Genomic DNA, 18,010 nt, shown 5'->3' on the forward strand with positions numbered 1-18,010 from the left:
CCCTACTTGTCGGCTCGGTGGAGCTGGATCTCGCGGTTGACGAAGAGCTGGACGTAGCCGCACCGCCAGCAGATCAGGCCGGTGGCCGTCTCATCGGCCCAGGCCATGTTGAAGAGCTCACCACCGGTGCTGTTCAGCTTCACGCCCCGCTCGCGGAACACGTCGCTCCTGCAGACCTGGCAGGTGATCCACATCTCGCCCAGCGATGCGCGAACCGGCTTGGCCATGGTCGTCCCCCGTGTCTCTCTGTGCCTTCTCCGCCTCCCTGGAGGCGGAGAAGCACGGTAGCAGCGGCCCCGAGAAGCTCTGCCCTATGACTCACGGAAAGCGACCGATTCGTACCCTGGCGGGCCGACACGCAGAGGCATAGCATCATTCGAGCAAGACATACATCAGATGATGCGGCCCGTCGGGTCGCCACACTCCGCCCCCGAGACCCCGGGTCCCTTCCGTACACCGTTCCCTGAGCGGCCGGGGGCGTTCTCGCCGACACGCGACCCTGGCCTCTCGTCCTCCTGGCCCCCGCGGGGCGAACTCCCGCACGCCCCCTGGCCGGTGGGGACGGTGAGCACGCGAGCCGCGCAGGGGGAGACGCCGGCTCGCGTGCTCGCGGGCCGCCGCCGATGCCGGCTCAGCCGCCGGCGGCGGCCGCTCCCCCGAGCACCTCGCGCCACGGCACCTGCAACCTCAAATGTTGCTCTGAACGTCCCCGCTCCTGGGTTCACCCGATCCGGCCGGGGCCATGACACCTGCACGGCGTCGACGCCGTACGGACGCAAGGCACCGCAGAGGAGGGGGACAGACATGCAGCAGCTTCCGCACCTGGGGACGGGGATCGGCTGGCGGCCGGAGATCGCCGGGGTCGTCGAGGCCATGCCCGGGATCGACTGGGTCGAGGCCGTCGCCGAGAACGTGTGTCCGGGGCATCTGCCCGACTCCCTGCTGCGGCTGCGCGAGCGCGGCGTGACCGTCGTGCCGCACGGAGTGTCGCTGGGGCTCGGCGGCGCCGAGCGGCCCGACGAGCACCGGCTCTCCGAACTGGCCGCGCGGGCCGAGGCCCTGGGCGCGCCGCTGGTCACCGAGCACATCGCGTTCGTCAGGGCGGGCGGCGAACGCACCGCGTCCCCGCTCCTCGAAGCCGGACACCTGCTGCCGGTGCCGCGCACCCGGGACGCCCTCGACGTGCTGTGCGAGAACATCCGGATCGCGCAGGACGCCCTGCCGGTGCCGCTCGCCGTGGAGAACATCGCCGCCCTGTTCGGCTGGCCCGGCGAGGAGATGTCCGAGGGACAGTTCCTGTACGAGATGGTGGAGCGCACCGGCGTACGGCTGCTGATCGACGTGGCGAACCTGCACACCAACCACGTCAACCGGGGCGAGGACCCGTCGAAGGCCCTGGACGAGCTGCCGGTCGAGGCCATCGCGTACGTGCATGTGGCGGGCGGGTTCGAGCGGGACGGGGTGTGGCACGACAGCCACGCCCACCCGGTGCCGCGGCCCGTCCTCGACATCCTCGCCGATCTCGCCTCACGGGTGACGCCCCCGGGCGTGCTGCTCGAACGGGACGACAACTTTCCCGAGGAAGCCGGGGAGTTGGGACGCGAGGTGGAGACGGTCCGGGCCACGGTCGCGGCGGGCGCGGCCGCCGTCACCGGCCCGGCGCCGCTCCCCCGGGCGTCCGTGCCGGACGGGCCCGTCGACGAGTCCGTGCGCGGCCGCGTCGCCCTCGCGCAGGCCGCCCTGCTCTCCTCCCTCGTCGCCGGCACCCCGGCCCCCGAGGGCTTCGACCGGGCGCGGCTCGTCGTGCAGAGCCGGGCGCTGGCGGGCAAGCGGGCCGACGTCGTGGCGAAGGTCGCGCCCGAGCTGCCGCAGATCCTGGGCGCGCCGGCGTACCGTACGGCGTTCCTCGCGTACGCGGCGCGGCGCCCGATGACTGGCGGCTACCGGCGCGACGCGCTCGACTTCGCCGAGGACCTGCTCCTCGAACAGCGGGTCCAGGAGCCGGGCGCGCGGCGGGAGTTGACCGACTGGTGGCTGGAGCGTTCCGGCCCCGCTTCGCTGGCGGGGCGCCCGGTGGCACGGGCGCTGCGCGCCGCACGGTTCGCGCTGCGCAGGGGATGACCGGTCGTGGGGCACCTACGGGTGGCTCTACTACGCCGTGTTCGGCGGGGCCTCGGCCCTGCTTTTCCGCGTGCTCGGGGGTGTCCGCGGGAGCCGTGAACCGCGGTCGCCCGCTCCGGCCGTCGCGGACGTCCTGGAGGGGGCGCGGCCGGCGGCCCGGAGCGCCTGGTCGACACGGCGTTCGCGGCGCCGCACCGGGTGGGCGTCATCGGCTTCGACGCGGCGGGGAACCTGGTCGGGCGCGACACCGGCGGAGCCCGCGACCGGGTGGAGCGGGCGCCGGTCGCCGCCCTCGGCGCCCCGCACGACGGCAACCTGTTCAGGATCCGCAGGTCCGTGGCCCGGGGCGCGGCCGTCGCCGGAATCGAGGGGCGGCTCGCGGAACGCGGGCTGCTGATCCCGCGGCGGACCGCAGGCCTGCTGGTGCCGGTCTCCGTCGCCCTGGCCGTCCTCGTGCCCCTCGCCCAACCGGCCACGCTCGGCGTGCTGGTGATCGGCCCCGACGGGGAACGCCTGGGGGGCCATCGCTGGCTGCCCGCCCCGGTGCTGCCCGCCGCCGTCGGGACGGCGCTGATCGCGGCCCGGGTCGGCGGCCGGGCGGGCGCCGGTCCCACGGCGGCCGGGCGGCGCGCCCTGCGGGCCTACCGCGCCGGGCGCTACGGCGCCGGTTCCCGCACCGCCGACGGTCCCGCGCTCGCCGTGTCGCTGCACGGCCCGAGCCGGATCCCGGACCCCGTCCTGCGCACGCCGCGCCCCTCGCCGTCGTCGCCCCGGGCGTCTGTTCGAGGCCTCCGCCCCCGTCACCGCCGCCCGGCTACTGACCGGGTCGGGGCGCAGGGACCGCACAACCCGCGCGTCCGGTACGGCAGTTGGCGTAGACCGTGCTGATGCCCGGCACTGCGTGCCGAGGGCGCACTAGCGTGCGGTGCCGCAACAGGAGGCACCATGCGACAGCACTTCCCCCGCCCGCGCGTCAGCGGCACCACGCTCATCGTCACCGGTCTGCTGGCCACTCTGGCCGCGCTCGCTTTCCCGATCTGGTCGTACGCGGACCGGTCGGGCACCGGTCTGGACACGCTCAACACCCAGTCGGTGCCCACCAGATTCGGCCCGCTCTCGGCGACCGACCGGATCTTCATCACGAAGGTCCGGCTCGCCGGTCTGTGGGAGATGCCCGCGGGACAGCAGGCCGAGGAGCGGGCACCGAGCAAGGCCGTCGAGACGGCGGGCGAGCATCTCGTCCAGGGGCACACGTTCCTGGACGCGCGGGTGCGGGAGGTCGCGGCGCAGCTCCACCTGGAGCTGCCCAACCAGCCCAACGACCAGCAGCAGGGGTGGCTGCGGACCCTGACGGCGGCGCAGGGCCCGGACTACGAGCGCAAGTTCGCCAACATCCTGCGCCGCGCCCACGGCCAGGTCTTCGCCCTCATCGGCCAGGTGCGCGCCTCGACCCGCAACACGCTGGTGCGTGAGCTGGCGGAGGACGCCAATGCCACGGTCCTCGACCACATGCGGGTCCTGGAGGCGACCGGCCTGGTCGACTTCGACGCGCTCGCGCAGGAGGCGGCGACCGCGAGCCCGCCGCCCGCGACCCGCTCCCCCGCCCCGCCGGGACCGACCTCGGCGCCCGGCTCGCCGACGCCGGTCAGTCCGTCGCCCACTCCGTCGTTCTCGCTGCCGCCCGCGGCGTCGAGCCCGAAGAACCCGGGGAGCGCGAAGAGCTCGAAGAGCCCCGAGGACGAGAAGAACGAGAAGGACGCCAAAGAGCCCAAAGAGAGCGAAGAGACCGAAGACGCCAAGGACTCTCGGGCCACGAAGGAGCCCCAGGGCCCCGGGGTGTCCGAGCGGACCGCGGCGCCCCGATGAGCGCCGTGTCCGCATAGTGAATGGCCTGTAGCGGACACCCGAACACCTGTCATAGAAACTGCACATGTTCTGGGTCCTGTTCCTCGTCCTGGCCTGCGCGGTCGCCATCGGCTCCTGCGGGCGGCTGTGTCTCGCGGCGGTGCGCGCCGCCGAGAGCGAGCACGCCGAACACGCCGAGAGCGCCGAGAGCGCCGACGCGCGCATCCTGCGGGACCACGAACTGTCCCTGTACGAGACGGCGTTCCTGTCCGGTGGCCCGGTCCGGGTCGCCGACGTGACCCTGGTGTCGATGGCCCGCGCCCGCCGGCTGCTGCTCGCGCACACCGGCTGGGCGACCGTCGTCGACCCGGACGGCACGGACGACATGGAGCGCTCGGTGATCGGCGCGATCGGCCCCGAAGGGCAGCGGCGGATCACCCCCCTGCGTGCGGCGACGGCCGCGGGCGACGCCGTGCGCGCGCTCGCCGAGCGGCTGGTCGCGGCGGGCCTCGCCGTCCCGGACGCCGCCCGCTCGACGCTCGCGGGAGCCGTCCGGCAGGTGCGCTCCGCCGCGATCGCGGTGGTGGGACTGGGCGCGCTCGCCACGCTCGCGCCGGGCCAGGGCGCGGAGCAGCAGCAGACGCCGGTGGCGCTCTGGTTCGCGCTGCCGCTGCTGCTGACGCTGAGCTGTCTGGCCATCGCCCGGATCGAGATCCACCCGTACACCCGCTGGGCCTCGCCGGTCGGGCAGCGGCTGCTCGCCGCGCGGCCCGCGGGCGCGGACGGGCTGTTCGCGGTCGCCGTGCGCGGGGTGCGCGCGGTGGACGATCCGGGACTGCGGGCCGCTTTCGGTGACGGCAGGGCGCGGCGCGCGGCCATGCCGGAGTGAGCCGCCGTCCCCGGTGGACACATCGGGGTCATTGCTCCGACATCGGCGACCTGGTGCTTTACTTCCCCGAGCGCCGCACGAAGTATCCCTTTCGTCCTGTCACGCGCACACGTCTGCCGCATCCGACGCGTCCGACGCACGCCGACGAAAGGGGTCACCCCAGCGATGAGACACGCGCTGCGAGCCACATCCGCCCTCTGTGCCGCCGCGGGATCGTTGGTCCTGTCCACGCTGGGCACCGCGAACGCCACCCCCTCCCCCCTGGATCCGCAGGAGCTGTCCGGCACCGCGGTCGCCGCAGGGCGCGCCGCCGCCAAGGGCATCACGTGGGGCGTCTGCCCGGACGCGGAGGGACTGCCGGAGCCGGTGCGCTGCGGCACCGTCTCCGTCCCCCTCGACTACGCGGACCCGGACGGCAGGCAGATCGCGCTGACGGTCAGCCGGATCGCGGCGAAGGGCGAGGACGCCGCCGGGAAGGTGGCGCGCCAGGGCGCGTTCGTCTTCAACCCGGGCGGTCCCGGCGGCAACGGGATGTACTTCCCGATGGCAGGTCTGATGCCGGAGTGGAAGCGCATCGCCGCCGCCTACGACATGGTCGGCTACGCGCCGCGCGGGGTGGGCCGCTCCGCGCCGATCTCCTGCCAGGACCCCCAGCGGTTCGCGAAGGCGCCGACGCAGTCGCCGACGCACCCTTCGGCCTCGTACAAGAAGGAGCGGATCGCGCAGGCGAAGTCGTACGCGGCGGGCTGTGCGAAGAACCCGGACATCGCGCACTACACGAGCCTGAACAACGCCCGTGACCTGGACGTGCTGCGGGCCGCGCTGGGCGAGCCGAAGCTGACGTTCATGGGCGCCTCGTACGGGACGTACATCGGCGCCCTGTACGCGCGGCTCTTCCCCGCGCACGTGCGCCGGATGGTCTTCGACTCGGCGGTCGACCCGGCGCCGGACCGGATCTGGTACGCGAACAACCTGGAGCAGTCGGCGGCGTTCGAGCGGCGCTGGGCCGACTTCCGGACGTGGGTCGCCAAGCACGACAAGACGTACGGGCTCGGTACGACACCGGACGAGGTGCTGCGTTCGTACGAGCGGGTGCGCGCGGAGCTGGCGCACAAGCCGGCCGGCGGGAAGGTCGGCCCCGGGCAGCTGCAGTCGGCGTATCTGCAGGCCGGCTACTACGACGACTACTGGCCGATGCGGGCGCTGGCGCTCTCCTCGTATCTGAAGGGCGACCCGAAGCCGCTGATCGGCCAGGCGGCCCCGCAGCCCGCGGCGTTCGCCGAGAACGAGAACGGCAACGCCGTCTACACGGCCGTCGAGTGCAACGACGCGCCCTGGCCGACGGACTTCCGGGTCTGGGACCGCGACAACACACGGCTGGCGCGAAGCGCCCCGTTCGAGACGTGGGACAACGCGTGGATGAACCTGCCGTGCGCCTACTGGTCGACGCCCCGGCAGCGGCCGGTCGACGTGCGGGTGTTCCCCGGTGAGCTGCCGCCGACGCTGATCCTGGCCGCCGAGCGCGACGCGGCGACGCCGTACACGGGCGCCCAGGAACTGAACCGGAGGATCGCCGGGTCGGTGCTCGTGACCGAGCGCGACGCCGGGACGCACGGGATCGGCGGGGGCGCCAACGCGTGCGTGAACGGGTACCTGGACGCGTACGTCCTGGAAGGGCGGCTGCCCGAGGAGCGAGCGGCGGAGTGTGCGGGGCACGCGGAGCCCGCCCCGCTCAAGTGAGGTCCCCGACCAGCTCCTCCGGCGCGGGGAGGCCGGGGGCACGGGGCGCTGCCCCGGACCCCGCTCCCCGATCGCCGGAGGGGCTTGCGGGCGCCTACGCCAGCCCGGCCACCAGCTCGGCCACGCTCTTGCGCCGCCCCGTGTAGAACGGGACCTCTTCACGGACGTGACGCCGCGCCTCGGACGCCCGCAGGTGCCGCATGAGGTCGACGATGCGGTACAGCTCGTCGGCCTCGAACGCGAGGATCCACTCGTAGTCGCCGAGCGAGAACGACGCGACGGTGTTGGCGCGCACGTCGGGGTAGCCGCGGGCCATCTTGCCGTGGTCGGCGAGCATCTTGCGGCGCTCGTCGTCGGGCAGCAGGTACCAGTCGTAGGAGCGCACGAACGGGTAGACGGAGACGTAGTTGCGGGGCGTCTCGTCGGCCAGGAACGCCGGGATGTGCGAGCGGTTGAACTCGGCGGGGCGGTGCAGCGCCATGTTCGACCAGACCGGCTCCAGGGAGCGGCCCAGCTTGGTGCGGCGGAAGAGGTTGTACGCCTCCTGCAACTGGTCGGCGGTCTCGGCGTGCCACCAGATCATGAGGTCGGCGTCGGCGCGCAGGCCCGACACGTCGTAGGTGCCGCGGACCGTGACGTCCTTCGCGGCGAGCTGGTCGAACAGCTCCTGGACCTCGTCGGCGTACCCGGCCCGGTCCTCCGGCAGGACGTCCTTCAGCTTGAAGACCGACCAGAGCGTGTAGCGGATGACCTCGTTGAGGTCCTTCGCCAGCTTGCCCTTGTTCGGGATGCGGTCGGCGGCCGCGTCGGTGGTGGTGTTCTCGTCGCTCATGTCCTTCATTCTCCCGCTCCGCCGTGCAGGCTCTGCACCGGGTTCGCCTTCAGGTACTCGCGCGCGGCGGTGTCGCCGTCCAGCTCGTCCGCGGCCGCGTACGCGCTCGCGATGCAGGCCGGGATGCCCACGCCGTCGTACGCGGCTCCGCACACGGCGACGCCCGGCAGCTGCCCGATGTATCCACGGATCCGGGCGACGCGCTCCGCGTGGCCGACGGGGTACTGGGGCAGGCCGTCCTGCCAGCGCGTGACGTGGGCGTCGAGGGGGGTGGCGGTCAGTCCGGTGGCCTCGCGCAGGTCGCGGCGGGCGATGTCGATCAGCTCCGCGTCGTCGCGGGCCAGGTCCTTGTCGTCGCCGTACCGGCCGACCGAGGTCCGTACGAGGGTGAGGTCCGGGTTCTGCTCCGCGATCCAGCCCCACTTGTGCGAGGCGAAGGTGGCGGCCTTGATGGTGCGGCCGTCGACCGGCGGGACGAGGAAGCCGCTGCCCGGCGGGAGGTCGGCCCGCGCCTTGTCGTAGGCCAGGGTGATCAGGGCCATGCTGGCGTACTCGATGCCGCGCAGTTCCTGGGCCGCGTTGGGCGATGCCGTCCGCAGCAGGCTGGCGGCGGGCTGGGCGGGGAGCGCGATGATCACTTGGGTCGCTTCAAAGGTGCGGCCCGATTCCGTGACCACGCGCCACAGGGGTTCGCGGGGCGTCGTCGGGTTCTCGTCGTCCGTGACCGGTCGCGCGCCGCGGCGCAGCCGCTGATCGGCGCTGCCTCGCGCCCCCAGCTGCACCGCCCGCTCCCCCAGTACGATCTCGCCGCCTCTTTCGCGCACCGCGTCCGCCACCGCGCCCGGCAGCGTGCCGATGCCGCCCTCGACGCCCATGAAGACCGGGGTCGGGTCGGCCGCCGGCTGCGGGGCCCTGGCCTGGATCGCGCGGACCGCCTCCGTCAGGGACGTGTGGCGGCGGGCCTCCTCGAAGAGCTGGGGGACGGCGCTGCGCAGGGAGATGCGGTAGGCGTCGCCCGCGTAGACACCGCCGAGGAGCGGTTCGACGAGACGGTCGACGACCTCGCGGCCGAGGCGGGCCGCGACGTACTCGCCGACCGCGACGTCGTCGCCGATCGGGGTGGGCGGCAGCTCGGCGTCCCGCTCGATGCGGGCGAGGCCCTCGTCGGAGAGGACGCCGGCGAGCGCGTCGGCGGAGCCGGGGACGCCCATGACGTGGCCCTTGGGCATGGGGCGCAGGGCGTCGCGGGTCCAGATCGAGGCGGTCGCGGTCGACGGCGGCTGCAGGCGGTCGCCGAGGCCGACCTCTCTGGCGAGGCCGACGGCCTCGGGGCGGCGTGCCAGCATCGACTCGGCGCCGAGGTCGATGCGCGCGCCGGCGATCTCGCCCGCGCGCAGTTTTCCGCCGAGCCGGTCGGAACTCTCCAGGACCGTGACCCGGACACCGGGGCTGCGGTCGAGCAATCGGTGGGCGGCCGCGAGGCCCGCGATCCCTCCGCCGATGACCAGGACGTCCCTGACGGTTTCCGTTTCCGTACGTGTGTCCGCTTCGCGCATGCTCCCACTCTCTCAGAACCGGGGCGGAGTTCCGGCGAGCCCGGACCGTTACCGGTTCGCCGCCGGGTCGCGACGAACGAAACGGCGCCTGGTGCGTCGAAGGAGGCGTCCGTCGACCGACACGTCCTTCGGGGGGTACATCCATGCATGTTTCCGGTTCGCGCACGGCGGCGCGGCTGCGGCCGCTGCACGCCCTGGCCCTGCTGCTGCTCGCCGCCGCGCTCGCGCTGACGGGGTGCTCGGGGGCGAACAGCTCCTCGGACTCCGGTGACGGGGACAAGGCCGCGGCCGGTGGCAAGGCGGCCTCCCGGGAGAAGGGCGCCGCCGACGGCGCGAGCGACTCCGGCAAGAGCAGCGCCAGGAAACCTCCGAGGCTCACCGGCGTGCACATCATCCGCACCGCCTCGCTCTCGGTCCGCGTCAAGGACGTGCCGGACGCGCTCGACCGGGCGCGCACCGCCACCGAGGACGCGGGCGGCTACGTGGGCAACGAGACGACCGACCGCGACGGCGACGGCCGCGAGCGCACCCGGGTCACCCTACGGGTGCCGCAGGAGTCGTACGAGGAGGTGATCGGGCAACTCGCGGGCACGGGACGTCTATTGTCGCGGAACGTGACCGCCAAGGACGTCACGGACCAGGTGGTCGACGTGGACAGCCGCGTCGCGTCGCAGCGGGCGAGCGTGGCGCGGGTCCGTGAACTCATGGACCGCGCGACCAAGTTGAGTGACGTGGTGACCCTGGAGGGCGAACTCAGCAGCCGGGAGTCCGAGTTGGAGGCGCTGCTCGCCCAGCAGGCGTCGCTGAAGGACCGGACGACGATGGCGACGATCACCCTCAGCCTGTCCCAGGCCCCGGTGAAGGCGGCCGACGGGGACGACGGCACCGGGTTCACGGACGCGCTGTCCGGCGGCTGGAACGCCTTCGTGACATTCCTGAAGTGGATCGGGATCGTGCTCGCGGCCGTGCTGCCGTTCGCGGCGCTGGTGGCCCTGTCGGCGCTGGTGTGGCTGCGGGTGGTGCGGCCCCGGCTGTCGCGGCGCCCCGCGCCGCGGCCCGTGCACACGGCGCTCGGCCCGCTGCCCGCCCACCCGAGGAGCGAGCCGGACGAGCCAAAGGAGCAGGACGAGCACGACGAGCAGGACTGACGGGTCGGGCCCACGTAGCGTGGGCCCATGACTGCTGAGCGACTTGTGGTGATCGGCGGCGACGCGGCGGGCATGTCCGCCGCGTCCCAGGCACGCCGCCTGAAGGGCCCGGACGAGCTGGAGATCGTGGCGTTCGAGCGGGGGCACTTCACCTCGTACTCGGCGTGCGGGATCCCGTACTGGGTGGGCGGCGAGGTCGGCGAGCGGGACGACCTGATCGCGCGGTCGCCCGAGGAGCACCGGGCGCGGGACATCGATCTGCGGATGCGGACCGAGGTCGTGGAGATCGACGCCGAGGGGCGGCGGGTGCGGGCCCGTGACGTCGACAGCGGGGCCGAGTCCTGGACGTCGTACGACAAGCTCGTGATCGCGACGGGCGCCCGCCCGGTCCGGCCCGAGCTGCCGGGGATCGACGCGGCGGGGGTGCACGGGGTGCAGACGCTCGACGACGGGCAGGCGCTGCTCGACACGCTGCACGCGGCTCGCGGCACCAGAGCGGTGGTCGTGGGCGCCGGTTACATCGGGGTCGAGATGGCCGAGGCGCTGGTGCACCGCGGGTACGAGGTGACGGTCGTGCACCGCGGGGCCGAGCCGATGTCGACGCTGGACGCGGACATGGGCCGGCTGGTGCGCGAGGCGATGACCGGTATGGGCATCAGGATGGTCGCCGGCGCCGAGGTCACGAAGATCCTCACCGGGGACGACGGGCGGGTGCGGGCCGTGGCAACTCAGGACGACGAATTCCCGGCGGACGTCGTGGTGCTGGGCATCGGCGTGACACCCGAGACCTCGCTGGCCCGGGCCGCGGGACTGCCGCTCGGCGCGTACGGCGGGCTGCTCACGGACCTGTCGATGCGGGTGCGCGGACCCGTCGCAGGAGGGGTCATCTGGGCGGGCGGCGACTGCGTCGAGGTCCTCGACCTGGTGTCGCGACGCGAGCGGCACATCGCGCTCGGCACGCACGCCAACAAGCACGGGCAGATCATCGGGTCGAACGTGGGCGGGGGGTACGGCACGTTCCCCGGGGTCGTCGGCACGGCGGTCAGCAAGGTGTGCGACCTGGAGATCGCGCGGACCGGTCTGCGCGAGAAGGACGCGCGCCGGGCCGGGCTCCAGTACGTGACGGCCACCATCGAGTCGACGAGCCGGGCGGGGTACTACCCCGGGGCCGCCCTGATGACGGTGAAGATGCTCGCCGAGCGGCGCACCGGACGGCTGCTCGGGGTGCAGATCGTGGGCCGTGAGGGCGCCGCGAAGCGGGTCGACGTGGCGGCGGTCGCGCTGACCGCGGGGATGACGGTGGAGCAGATGACGGCGCTGGACCTGGGCTACGCCCCGCCGTTCTCGCCCGTGTGGGACCCGGTGCTCGTAGCGGCGCGCAAGGCGGTGGCGGCGGTCCGGGCGCAGGGATAGCGCTTGCTCGCGCACAGGGTGGCCACAGGGCGCCCTGTGCCGGTGGCCGATTCGAATCCCCAGGTGGAAGCGGTTACCGGTTCAACTCCGCCATGAAACGTGTAAGGAGCACCCAGCGCGCTGAGCGGCTGCGCCGCCATAGAACCCTTCGCTCCGGCGAAGCCCGGCACCCCCGAGGGCGACCGGCAGCACCACTTACTCGTTGCCATCCCTTTTCCGCCAGGTTTCACAGAATCCGCACACAGCCCCTGATGGCGCCTCACTATGTGACGCGTCAGAGCGGCACGAACACGGACTGCGACCCGTGGGCGTGCCGCTGGGGGGCGGGCGCACGACGGTGGGGAGCCGTCGGGTGCGCACCGGGAGGGGACCACAACCACATGAAACGCTCTGCACGAGCGGCGGCTCTCGGCGCCGGCGCTCTGCTCCTTGCGCTCGCGCCGCCCGTGACCGGGGCGGCGGCGGACGAGCAGCCGCGCATCGATCTGCGGGTTCTGGTGGTGACCGACGGCGGCCCGGCCACCGCCGCGCTCACGGCCGAACTCACCAGCCAGGGAACGCCGTTCACGACGCTGGACCTCAGACGGGCGGACCGTCCGGTGATCGACGCGGCGTTCCTCGCCGACACCGTCGACGGGCGGCCGCGGGCCAGGTTCCAGGCGGTCGTCCTGCCCGACGACAACCCGTTCGGCGCCGGCTCGGCGGAGGCGACGGCGCTCGCCGACTACGAGCGTACGTATGCGATCCCGCAGGTCGACGCGTACACGTACGCGCGGGCCGACGTGGGTCTGCAGCCGCCCGGGTTCAGTGGCCCCCTGGACGGCACCGCGGCCGCGGTCACCGACGCGGGGAGATCCGGGCCCTTCGGGTATCTGGCGGGCTCGGTGCCGTTCGAGGACAACTCGCCCTCGGTGGACGAGAGTTACGGCTTCCTGGCCCGGCCCGCCGAGGGCGCCGACTTCACCCCGTACGTGGACGCGGCGATCCCCGGGACGGGCGAACGGGGCTCCCTGGTCGGCGAGTTGCGGCACGACGGGCGCCGCGAGCTCGTCGTCACGTTCGTCTACAACGAGTACCAGCAGCAGTTCCGGCTGCTCGCGCGCGGCATCGTCGACTGGATGACGCAGGGCGTGCGTCTGGGCGCCTCGCGCAACTACTTCGCGGTGCACGTCGACGACGTGTTCGCGGCGGACGACCGCTGGGACTCCACGCTCAACTGCACGCCGGGCGACGTGGACTGCCCGCCCGGGGAGGGCACCCCGGACGACATCCGGATGACGGCGGCCGACGCCACGTACGCCGCCGGGTGGTCGCGGCAGCGCGGGTTCACCCTCGACCTGGTCTACAACGGCGGCGGCAGCGAGCTGTACCGGGAGGAGAACGGCGGCTCGGACGCGCTCGCCGACCGGCTCGTCGCCGACAAGGCGGACTTCCGCTGGGTCAACCACACCTACAACCACCCCTTCCTCGGCTGTGTGCAGGACGTCACCGTCGTGCCCTGGAAGTGCGCGACGAACGCCGACGGCTCCACGCGGTACGTGTCGACGGCGGAGATCTCCCAGCAGATCTCCGACAACCGGGAGTGGGGCGACCGCAACGGACTCGCCCTGAACGACGCCGAGTTGGTGACCGGTGAGCACTCGGGCCTGCGCGTCCTGCCCCAGCAGCCGGACGACAACCCGAACCTGGTGCCCGCCCTCACGGCGAACGGCATCACGTCGCTCGGTTCGGACGCCTCACGCGACCCGGCCCAGCGGCAGGTCGGCCCGGCCCTGACCGTGCCGCGCCACCCCATGAACGTCTTCTACAACGCGGGCAGGGCGACCGACGAGGTCGACGAGTACAACTGGATCTACACCTCGAAGGCGGACGGCGGCAGCGGCATCTGCGAGGGTTCGACGACCACGACCTGCCTGGACGCCCCGCTGGACACGGCGACCGGCTACGCCTCGTACATCGTGCCGCTGGAGACGAGGACGGCGCTCGGCCACGTGCTGTCCAACGACCCGCGCCCGCACTTCGTCCACCAGTCGAACTTCGCCGAGGACCGTATCGCCTACCCGGTCCTGAACGGCGTACTGGACACCTACGCCTCGCTGTTCACCTCCGCCGTCCCCGTGGTGAACCTGCCGATGGCGGACATCGGCAGGGAGATGAAGCGGCGGGCCGCGTGGCACTCCGCGGTGGACAACGGCACGGTGACCGCCTACCGGATCGGCACCTCGGTGACGGTGCGGGCGCCCGACGGCGTCGCGGTCACGGCGACGGCGCCGACCGGCACGGTCCAGCAACTCACCGCAGGAACACAGGACTTCGGCTCCACCTATGCGGGCAGAACGTCGGGCTGGGTGTCACCGGACGTCTCCCAGAACGCCGTGACGCTGAACCTGCCCGCCTGATCCCGCACTCCGCCCCCACATCCGTAACGAACGCCCGCGGAGCCCCACCATGCCCGAAGTCCCGTATCCGTTACGTTCCGGCCCTCATGTCACCCTGCTGACCGAAGGCACCTATCCGCACAGCCACGGCGGCGTCAGCGTCTGGTGCGACCAGCTCGTCTCCGGCATGCCCGACGTCCGCTTCGACGTGCTCGCGGTCACCGGCACCGGCCGCGAGTCCCTCGCCTGGGAACTGCCCCCGCACGTGTCGGCGCCGACGGTGCTGCCCATGTGGGGCCCGGCACCGCAGGGCAGGCCCCCGCTCGGCCGCCCGCTCCGCCGACTCCTCACCGTCTACGAGCAGTTCGTCACGGCCCTCCTCGAACCGGCGGCGGAGGACGACTTCTCCCCCGCCCTGTACGAACTGGGCCGGCACGCCCGCGCCGGCACGCTCTCGCCGATGCTGCGCGGGGACGCGGCGGTGCAGGTCCTGGCGGCGGTGTGGAACCGGCCCGGCCTCGACGTCGCCGCGGCCCGCCCCACCCTGCACGACGCGGTCACCGCGACGACCCTGCTGGAACACGCCCTGCGCCCTCTGGCCGCACGCCCGCCCGAGCACGGCGTCGCACACGCGGTGAGTGGCGGCATCGCGGCCCTCCCGGGCCTGATGGCCCGTCAACTCCATGGCGTGCCGCTGCTCTTGACCGAGCACGGGGTGTATCTGCGCGAGCGCTATCTGGGCTACCGGACGGGCCCGTACGCCTGGCCGGTGAAGGCGCTGCTGCTGGGCTTCTTCCGGCTGCTCGCCGAGGAGACGTACCGCAGGGCCGCGCTGATCACTCCCGGCAATCGCTACAACCGGCTGTGGGAGGAGCGGGGCGGCGCCGATCCGGCGCTGATCCGCACGGTCTACAACGGCGTGGACCCGGCGGCGTTCCCGCCGGCCGGCCCCGAACCGGAGCGTCCCACGCTCAGCTGGGCCGGCCGGGTCGACCCGATCAAGGACCTGGAGACGCTGATCCGCGCGTTCGCCGTGGTCCAACAGAACGTCACCGACGCGCAGTTGAGGCTGTTCGGCGGCACTCCACGGGGCGGCGAGGGGTACCGGGAACGCTGCGAGGCACTGGCGGCCTCCCTCGGCGTCGGCGACGCGGTGCGTTTCGAGGGCCGCGTGGAACACATCAAGGACGCCTACGCGGCGGGCAACGTCGTGATGCTCTCCAGCATCAGCGAGGGCTTTCCGTTCACGCTCATCGAGGCGATGTCGTGCGGCCGCGCCACCGTCTCCACGGACGTCGGCGGGGTCCGCGAGGCGGTCGGCCCGACCGGCCTGGTCGTCCCGCCCCGCGACCCGCAGGCGATGGCGCGGGCGGCCCTGGAGCTCCTCTCCGACGGCCCGCGCAGGGCGGCGATGGGCGAGGCGGCCCGCCTGCGGGTGATCGAACAGTTCACACTGCGGCAGACCGTGGAAGCGTTCCGCGGCATCTACGAGGAACTGGGCGCGGGCGGCCCGCGGTCGGCCGGGGTGGCGGCATGAGCGGCCCCCTGGACCTGGAGCGCCCCGAAGGGGCACGGGGAACCGCGCGAGGACGGACCACGATCCGCACCCGGCCACGTACCAAGAGGGGTCCGGGGACGCAGTCCCCGGTCTCGGGGCGGGACGGTACGGCGGGGGCGCCCTCCCTCACCCGGACGACGGCGGGGGCGGCCCCCTCCCCCCGCACCGACCAGCCCACCACGACCCTGCGCCTGGCCCGCCCCGACGACCCGGTGAACGACCTGGCCGCATCCCTGGCCGACGTCGTCGCGGCAGCCGTCCACCCGTACGAGGTGGCCGCCCTGCTGGAGGCCCAGGGCATGACGGCCGACCGTATCCGCGACACCTACGGCCACCCCGACCTGTTCACGCTCGCGGAGGCCGTCTACCACCGGGTCCCCCGCGACCCCCCGGCGCCGCCGCTCCCCGTCAATCCCTGGCGCCCGGACCACCTGCGCTGCGCGCTGCGCGGCCTGCTCTTCGCGCTGCCCGGCGCCGCCTATCTCCTGGCCGCCGGCGCCTGGCGGACCACGGCGGGCCTGCACGGGCTGATCGCCGCCGCACTGGTCTCGTGGGCGTGGACCCAGGCGCTGAGCCACCGTGCGTACGTGCGTCTCGTCAGCGGCCGCCGGGCGGCGGCCCGCACCCTGCTGATCGGCGCCCCGCTCGGCGCGGCGACGGCGACGGGCGCCGGGCTCGCGGTGGCGGGTCCCGGCCCCGGCGCGCTGTTCGCCGCGGCGCAGTCTGCGTATCTCGCGGCGGCGGGCGTGCTCCTCGTGTTCGGCAGGGAGCGCCTGCTGGCGGGGGCGCTCGCCCCGGTCGCGGCGGGCGCGGCGGCGTTGGTCCGGTGGCATCCGCCGGGCGCCCTGCGGACCGGCCTCACACTGCTCACCCTGGCCCTGGCGATCGCCGCGGCGGCGCACACGATACGTACCGCGCTGCGGGCGCCCGTACCCGCGGTCGAGGGCCCGCGACCGCCGCTGCGGGCCTCGCTCCCGTACGGCCTGTTCGGCCTGGCCGCCGGCATCCTCACCCTGCTCGCCGGACGTGAACACCCCTATGCCGTCGTGGTGTTGACCCTGAGCATGGGCCCGGCCGAATGGCTCCTGCACCACTACCGCGGCCTCGCCGTGTCCGCCCTGCACGCCTCCACCACCCCCGGAGGCTTCCTGCTGCGCGCCACCCGCGCGCTCCTGCTCTGCGAGGCCGTGTATCTCACCGCCCTGGCCGGGGGCGCGCTCGCCATATCGAGCCCGGTCGCCGAACTCCTCGCCCTGGGCGCCGTGTTGTGGTCGGCGCTGCTGATGCAGGCGTTCGGTGCGGCCTGGACACCGGCGGCGCTCACCGGCGCGGCCGCCGCGTCGGCGCTCGTCCTGCCGGCGCCGCTGAGCACCGCGGCGGCGGCCTGTCTCCTGCTGGCTCTGGCGGTACGCCACCTGGGCGTCCCGACCGCACACGCCTGACAACACCGCGCGCTCCTGGGCCCGGCCCCCGCCCATCCCCTCACCACCGCATCCCTCACCATCCGTTCCAGCACCCTGGAGTACCCATGACCACGGCACCCCTTGTCGCCGTCACCGGAGCCGAGGGCTTCATCGGCTCCCACCTCACCGAAGCCCTCGTCGCCACCGGCCACCGCGTCCGCGCGATGGCCCAGTACAACTCCTTCTCCAGCTACGGCTGGCTGGAGACCCTCCCACCCGAAACCCTCGCGGAAGTCGACATCGTCCTCGGCGACGTCCGCGACCCCGGCTCCGTACGCGACCTCCTCCAAGACGCCGAAACCGCCTACCACCTCGCCGCCCTCATCGCCATCCCCTACTCCTACCGCGCCCCCCACAGCTACGTCGACACCAACATCACCGGCACCCTCAACGTCCTCGAAGCCGTCCGCCAACTCGGCACCCCCCGCCTCGTCCACACCTCCACCAGCGAGACCTACGGCACCGCACAGACCGTCCCCATCACCGAGGACCACCCCATCAACACCCAGTCCCCCTACGCCGCCTCCAAAGCCGGCGGCGACCGCCTCGCCGACAGCTACCACGCCTCCTTCGACACCCCCGTCATCACCCTGCGCCCCTTCAACACCTACGGCCCCCGCCAGTCCATGCGCGCCGTCATCCCCACCGTGATCGGCCAGATCGCCGCAGGATCCCGCCGCATCACCCTCGGCGACCTGCGCCCCACCCGCGACTTCACCTACGTCGAGGACACCGCCCGCGCCTTCCTCGCCGTCGGCACCGCACCCCTGGACCAGGTCGCCGGCCGCACCTTCAACGCCGGCACCGGCACCGAGATCTCCATCGGCGACCTGGTCCGCCTCATCGGCAAAGTCATGAACACCGACCTGGACATCCACGAGGACGACCAACGCGTCCGCCCCACCGGCTCCGAAGTCATGCGCCTGATCGCCGACGCCACCCGCCTGCACCACGCCACCGGCTGGGAACCCGCCCACACCCTCGAAGAAGGCCTCACCCACACCGCCACCTTCTTCAGCGACCCCGCCAACCTCGCCCGCTACAAGACCGACATCTACAACATCTGA

At 73.3% G+C, this 18,010-nt stretch carries 12 protein-coding genes and 2 pseudogenes; 11 read left to right on the top strand and 3 right to left on the bottom strand.

Going from position 1 to position 18,010, the window contains the following annotated elements; all coding sequences use genetic code 11:
• Nucleotides 1-2 precede the first annotated feature (2 nt).
• Entirely contained in the window at nt 3-227 is a 225-nt protein-coding gene (locus tag J3486_RS30455) for a hypothetical protein (protein ID WP_207826061.1), read from the bottom strand.
• Between the two features lie 577 nt (nt 228-804).
• On the opposite strand from J3486_RS30455, the gene J3486_RS30460 reads away from it, so the two are divergent.
• The 5 genes and pseudogenes from J3486_RS30460 (at nt 805) to J3486_RS30480 (ending at nt 6,595) form a co-directional block, all read left to right on the top strand.
• Nucleotides 805-2,121, top strand: coding sequence for a DUF692 domain-containing protein (locus J3486_RS30460; RefSeq protein ID WP_207826064.1), 1,317 nt, complete (start codon nt 805-807; stop codon nt 2,119-2,121).
• Between the two features lie 159 nt (nt 2,122-2,280).
• A pseudogene (locus tag J3486_RS30465) lies at nt 2,281-3,009 on the top strand (TIGR04222 domain-containing membrane protein); the annotation flags it as partial.
• A gap of 57 nt (nt 3,010-3,066) precedes the next feature.
• A pseudogene (locus J3486_RS30470) lies at nt 3,067-3,828 on the top strand (DUF4142 domain-containing protein); the annotation flags it as partial.
• A 223-nt stretch (nt 3,829-4,051) separates the two neighbouring features.
• On the top strand, nt 4,052-4,855 hold the full coding sequence (locus tag J3486_RS30475; protein ID WP_207826067.1) for a TIGR04222 domain-containing membrane protein: 804 nt from the start codon (nt 4,052-4,054) through the stop codon (nt 4,853-4,855).
• Nucleotides 4,856-5,020: 165 nt separating this feature from the next.
• Complete coding sequence (locus J3486_RS30480; protein WP_207826076.1) at nt 5,021-6,595, top strand: alpha/beta hydrolase; 1,575 nt, start codon at nt 5,021-5,023, stop codon at nt 6,593-6,595.
• A 94-nt stretch (nt 6,596-6,689) separates the two neighbouring features.
• Here J3486_RS30480 and hemQ read toward each other — a convergent pair whose 3' ends face one another.
• Together hemQ and hemG are read right to left on the bottom strand one after the other, a co-directional pair.
• Entirely contained in the window at nt 6,690-7,436 is a 747-nt protein-coding gene (hemQ, locus tag J3486_RS30485) for a hydrogen peroxide-dependent heme synthase (RefSeq protein WP_374194792.1), read from the bottom strand.
• The gene (gene hemG / locus J3486_RS30490; RefSeq protein WP_207826081.1) at nt 7,433-8,983 is read right to left on the bottom strand and encodes a protoporphyrinogen oxidase; all 1,551 of its coding nucleotides are present in this window, start codon (nt 8,981-8,983) and stop codon (nt 7,433-7,435) included. The genes hemQ and hemG overlap by 4 nt, the downstream gene beginning before the upstream one ends.
• A 143-nt stretch (nt 8,984-9,126) precedes the next feature.
• Here hemG and J3486_RS30495 point away from each other — a divergent pair, with 143 nt between their 5' ends.
• The 6 genes from J3486_RS30495 to J3486_RS30520 all read left to right on the top strand — a co-directional run bounded on the left by J3486_RS30495 (nt 9,127) and on the right by J3486_RS30520 (nt 18,010).
• Nucleotides 9,127-10,131, top strand: coding sequence for a DUF4349 domain-containing protein (locus tag J3486_RS30495; protein WP_207826083.1), 1,005 nt, complete (start codon nt 9,127-9,129; stop codon nt 10,129-10,131).
• 27 nt (nt 10,132-10,158) lie between these two features.
• On the top strand, nt 10,159-11,544 hold the full coding sequence (locus tag J3486_RS30500; protein WP_207826084.1) for an FAD-dependent oxidoreductase: 1,386 nt from the start codon (nt 10,159-10,161) through the stop codon (nt 11,542-11,544).
• Between the two features lie 380 nt (nt 11,545-11,924).
• The gene (locus J3486_RS30505) at nt 11,925-13,943 is read left to right on the top strand and encodes a hypothetical protein (protein ID WP_229378851.1); all 2,019 of its coding nucleotides are present in this window, start codon (nt 11,925-11,927) and stop codon (nt 13,941-13,943) included.
• A 49-nt stretch (nt 13,944-13,992) separates the two neighbouring features.
• Nucleotides 13,993-15,459 (top strand): GT4 family glycosyltransferase PelF, encoded by a 1,467-nt coding sequence (gene pelF / locus J3486_RS30510; RefSeq protein ID WP_207826085.1) that lies wholly within the window; start codon nt 13,993-13,995, stop codon nt 15,457-15,459.
• The gene (locus tag J3486_RS30515) at nt 15,456-16,922 is read left to right on the top strand and encodes a hypothetical protein (RefSeq protein ID WP_207826086.1); all 1,467 of its coding nucleotides are present in this window, start codon (nt 15,456-15,458) and stop codon (nt 16,920-16,922) included. The genes pelF and J3486_RS30515 overlap by 4 nt, the downstream gene beginning before the upstream one ends.
• An 86-nt stretch (nt 16,923-17,008) precedes the next feature.
• Nucleotides 17,009-18,010 (top strand): GDP-mannose 4,6-dehydratase, encoded by a 1,002-nt coding sequence (locus tag J3486_RS30520; protein WP_207826087.1) that lies wholly within the window; start codon nt 17,009-17,011, stop codon nt 18,008-18,010.

Source organism: Streptomyces sp. VRA16 Mangrove soil (assembly GCF_017377775.1).
In the GTDB taxonomy this organism is placed as follows: Bacteria; Actinomycetota; Actinomycetes; order Streptomycetales; family Streptomycetaceae; genus Streptomyces.

What these genes read in the sequence shown, in the direction of transcription:
- J3486_RS30455 (WP_207826061.1), bottom strand. Translation starts at nt 227, where the DNA reads ATGGCCAAGCCGGTTCGCGCATCGCTGGGCGAGATGTGGATCACCTGC.
- J3486_RS30460 (WP_207826064.1), top strand. Translation starts at nt 805, where the DNA reads ATGCAGCAGCTTCCGCACCTGGGGACGGGGATCGGCTGGCGGCCGGAG.
- J3486_RS30475 (WP_207826067.1), top strand. Translation starts at nt 4,052, where the DNA reads ATGTTCTGGGTCCTGTTCCTCGTCCTGGCCTGCGCGGTCGCCATCGGC.
- J3486_RS30480 (WP_207826076.1), top strand. Translation starts at nt 5,021, where the DNA reads ATGAGACACGCGCTGCGAGCCACATCCGCCCTCTGTGCCGCCGCGGGA.
- hemQ (WP_374194792.1), bottom strand. Translation starts at nt 7,436, where the DNA reads ATGAAGGACATGAGCGACGAGAACACCACCACCGACGCGGCCGCCGAC.
- hemG (WP_207826081.1), bottom strand. Translation starts at nt 8,983, where the DNA reads ATGCGCGAAGCGGACACACGTACGGAAACGGAAACCGTCAGGGACGTC.
- J3486_RS30495 (WP_207826083.1), top strand. Translation starts at nt 9,127, where the DNA reads ATGCATGTTTCCGGTTCGCGCACGGCGGCGCGGCTGCGGCCGCTGCAC.
- J3486_RS30500 (WP_207826084.1), top strand. Translation starts at nt 10,159, where the DNA reads ATGACTGCTGAGCGACTTGTGGTGATCGGCGGCGACGCGGCGGGCATG.
- J3486_RS30505 (WP_229378851.1), top strand. Translation starts at nt 11,925, where the DNA reads ATGAAACGCTCTGCACGAGCGGCGGCTCTCGGCGCCGGCGCTCTGCTC.
- pelF (WP_207826085.1), top strand. Translation starts at nt 13,993, where the DNA reads ATGCCCGAAGTCCCGTATCCGTTACGTTCCGGCCCTCATGTCACCCTG.
- J3486_RS30515 (WP_207826086.1), top strand. Translation starts at nt 15,456, where the DNA reads ATGAGCGGCCCCCTGGACCTGGAGCGCCCCGAAGGGGCACGGGGAACC.
- J3486_RS30520 (WP_207826087.1), top strand. Translation starts at nt 17,009, where the DNA reads ATGACCACGGCACCCCTTGTCGCCGTCACCGGAGCCGAGGGCTTCATC.